Here is a 2992-nt window from a genome sequence, read left to right on the forward strand (position 1 = left end):
GCCGTCGTCAGGTGCTGGCCTTCGAGGGCCGCGACGCCGCCGGCAAGGGCGGCACGATCAAGCGGTTCACCGAGCACCTGAACCCGCGGGGCGCCTCCGTCGTCGCGCTGGAGAAGCCCTCGGAGCGCGAGAGCACGCAGTGGTACTTCCAGCGCTACGTGCAGCACCTCCCGGCCGCGGGCGAGATGGTGCTGCTCGACCGCAGCTGGTACAACCGCGCCGGCGTCGAACGGGTGATGGGCTTCTGCTCCGAGACCGAGTACGACCGCTTCCTGCGCGACGCCCCCCGCTTCGAGCGGATGATCACCTCCGACGGGATCGATCTGATCAAGTTCTGGTTCTCCGTGTCGCAGCACGAGCAGCTGACGCGGTTCGCCATCCGGCAGGTCGATCCGGTGCGGCAGTGGAAGCTGTCGCCGATGGACATCGCGTCCCTCGACAAGTGGCACGCGTACACTGCGGCCAAGGAGGCGATGCTCGCGACGACGAACACGTCCGAGGCGCCGTGGACGATCGTGAAGAGCAACGACAAGAAGCGGGCCCGCCTCGAGGCCATGCGCTGGGTGCTCGCCCGCTTCCCCTACGCGGACAAGGACGCCGAGATCGTGGGTGAGCCGGACGGCCGGGTCGTCGGGCCGCCGTCCGTCGTCTACGAGGTCGGCGAGCACGAGGCGCAGCAGGCCCCGAGCGCTGCCTGACCACTTCGTCGTTCAGGCCGGTTCCGCCGACGCGCCGTCGGCGGGCGGCCGAGCTGCGGCGGGTCGGGAATCGGGCCGTAACGAGGCGAGACGATCGAGGAGCGCCCGCAGCGGAGGCGGCTCGGCACCGGGCTCGAGGCGCGCGGCCAGCGCCGCGTCGATCCGCTCCTTCCGCCCCGAGCCGGCCCCGAGGAAGCGGTGCGCCTGCTGCTGCCACGCGTGCCCGCGGTGCTGCGGCTGCCCCTGCAGCGTGCGGAACGACCGCAGGTCGCCCGTCCCGCCGAGCACCTCGAGCACCGCCCGCTCGCCGAGCGCCCGCAGCAGCTCGTGCTCGAGATCGGGATCGGGATCGCAGACGAACAGGGCGTCGTCCGCCCCGGTCAGCGCGAGACGGAGGTGCGCGGCCTCCCCCGCGTCCCCGAGCCCCAGCACGACCGGTGGCCGTGCCGCCAGCGTCCGCAGCGCCCGGGAGGCGCCCATCGCGCCGCCGGTCGGCAGGAGGAGCCAGCCCTCCTCCGCGATCGATCGCCGGGCGGCGAGCAGCCGCACGACCGCGGCGTCGCTGCGCCCCTCCACGAGCACGACGACCCCCGGGTCCGTCATGCGGGCCAGGCGGGCTCCCCGCTGCCGAGCGGGGACGGGCCGAGATCGAAGCGCAGGTCGACCCCGTCGACCGCGACCGGCAGCGGCAGCAGGTCCGCCTCCCCCCACGGCGTCGGGATGCGCGATCCCCGGAGCCCGGCGGGCGGGCTCGCCGTTCCGGGCTGCGCCGGCAGCAGCTCCGCCGCGGTCCGCGCGAGCGACAGGGTCGCGCGGGAGCCGCTGCCGCCCCGGAGGCGGTCGCGCAGCCCGGCGACGGCCGCTGCCGCCATGAGCCACCCGGTCGCGTGGTCGAGCGCCTGCACCGGCAGCGGCACGGGCCGGTCCGCGCCGGCCAGCCGCATCCCGCGCTCGGCGATGCCGGACGACATCTGCACCAGGGAGTCGAAGCCCCGCCTCCCCGTCCACGGCCCGCTCCAGCCGTAGGCGGTCAGGGCGACCTCGACGAGCCCGGGCCGGACGTCCTGCCGGTCCGCGTCGCCGAGCCCGATCGGGTCGAGAGCACCCCGCCGGTAGCCGTGCACCAGCACGTCCGCCCCCGCGAGCAGGTCCTGGAGGCGCTCGCGGCCCGCCGGCGTGCGGGCGTCGAGCCGCACGGTCTGCTTGCCGAGGGTCATCTCCGGCACGACCGCGGGCTCGTCCCAGTCGGGCGGGTCCACCCGCAGCACGGTCGCGCCGAGCGCTGCGAGCGCGCGGGTCGCGACCGGCCCGGCCAGCACCCGCGTGAGGTCGAGCACGCGCACCCCCGCCAGCGGGCGCGCGGCCTGCGGATGCCAGACCGTGCTGGCGGGCACGGAGTGGAGGCGGTCGACGAGCGGCTCCCGCCGGGCGGCCGCGCCCTGCGGGTGGATCATCCACGCCTCCGGCGAGCGCATGGCCGCGGCCGCGCCGCCCGCCTCCACCACCGCGGTCTCGAGGTCGTCCGCGCGCCAGGTCGCGACGCGATCGGCGACGGCCGTCCGGTCGGCCGCCGTGCCGAGCACCCCGATCGCCGCGGCTCGGTGCCGCGGCGCGTTGGTGTGCAGCCGGATCCAGCCGTCCGCGGCGGCGTAGTCCCCGGCGACCGCGTCCCACGGCGACGGGAGGGACCAGCCGACGGGCCGCAGCGCCTGCTGGAACCAGGCGCCGACGAGCGGGCCGTCGACAGCCGCCGAGGTCCCGATCCCGGCCTCGCGCAGCAGCGCGACGACCGCGTCCGCGAACGCGGCGACCGACCCGGTCGCGAGCGCGTCGACGTCCCACGCCGCCTGCAGCCCGGTCGAGCCGCGGACCGCGGCGACCGGCTCGGCGTCGAGCAGCCGGGCCGACTCGGACTGCACCGGCGTGATCATGGTCGACGAGTCTTCGCGCCCCCGCCCGCGAGAACCCCGACAGCGCGCGCTGCCCCGGAGGAGGGGTCAGGCCGCGCCGTTGAACATCGACGTGACCGAGCCGTCCTCGAACACCTCGTGGATCGCCTGCGCGATGAGCGGCGCCATCGACAGCACCTCGAGCCCGGGGAAGCGCTTCTCGGGCGCGAGCGGCAGCGTGTCCGTCACGATCACGCGGTCGATCGCCGGCGAGGCGAGGCGCTCGACGGCCGGGTCGGAGAAGATCGCGTGCGTCGCAGCGACGATCACGCCGGTCGCCCCGTTCGCCTTCAGCGCCTCCGCGCCCTTCACGATCGTGCCGCCGGTGTCGATCATGTCGTCGAC

At 75.8% G+C, this 2992-nt stretch carries 3 protein-coding genes and 1 pseudogene; 1 reads left to right on the forward strand and 3 read right to left on the reverse strand.

Annotated features, from left to right (window positions below; genetic code table 11):
- Positions 1–698: polyphosphate kinase 2 (gene ppk2, locus ACFE60_RS18570; protein WP_375390329.1), on the forward strand; the 698-nt coding region annotated here is incomplete at its 5' end.
- Positions 699–710: 12 nt separating this feature from the next.
- On the opposite strand, the gene ACFE60_RS18575 is transcribed toward ppk2, so the two are convergent.
- The 3 genes and pseudogenes from ACFE60_RS18575 to ACFE60_RS18585 form a co-directional block, all read right to left on the reverse strand.
- Positions 711–1301: a hypothetical protein gene (locus ACFE60_RS18575; protein WP_375390330.1), complete on the reverse strand. Its 591-nt coding sequence runs from the start codon at positions 1299–1301 to the stop codon at positions 711–713.
- Positions 1298–2629, reverse strand: a complete 1332-nt coding sequence (locus ACFE60_RS18580; protein WP_375390331.1) for a CoA transferase — start codon at positions 2627–2629, stop codon at positions 1298–1300. Before ACFE60_RS18580 ends, ACFE60_RS18575 begins: the two co-directional genes overlap by 4 nt.
- A gap of 66 nt (positions 2630–2695) precedes the next feature.
- Positions 2696–2992: pseudogene (locus ACFE60_RS18585) on the reverse strand (ribose-phosphate diphosphokinase); the annotation flags it as partial.

The organism is uncultured Amnibacterium sp. (assembly GCF_964245895.1).
Taxonomy (GTDB): Bacteria; Actinomycetota; Actinomycetes; order Actinomycetales; family Microbacteriaceae; genus Amnibacterium.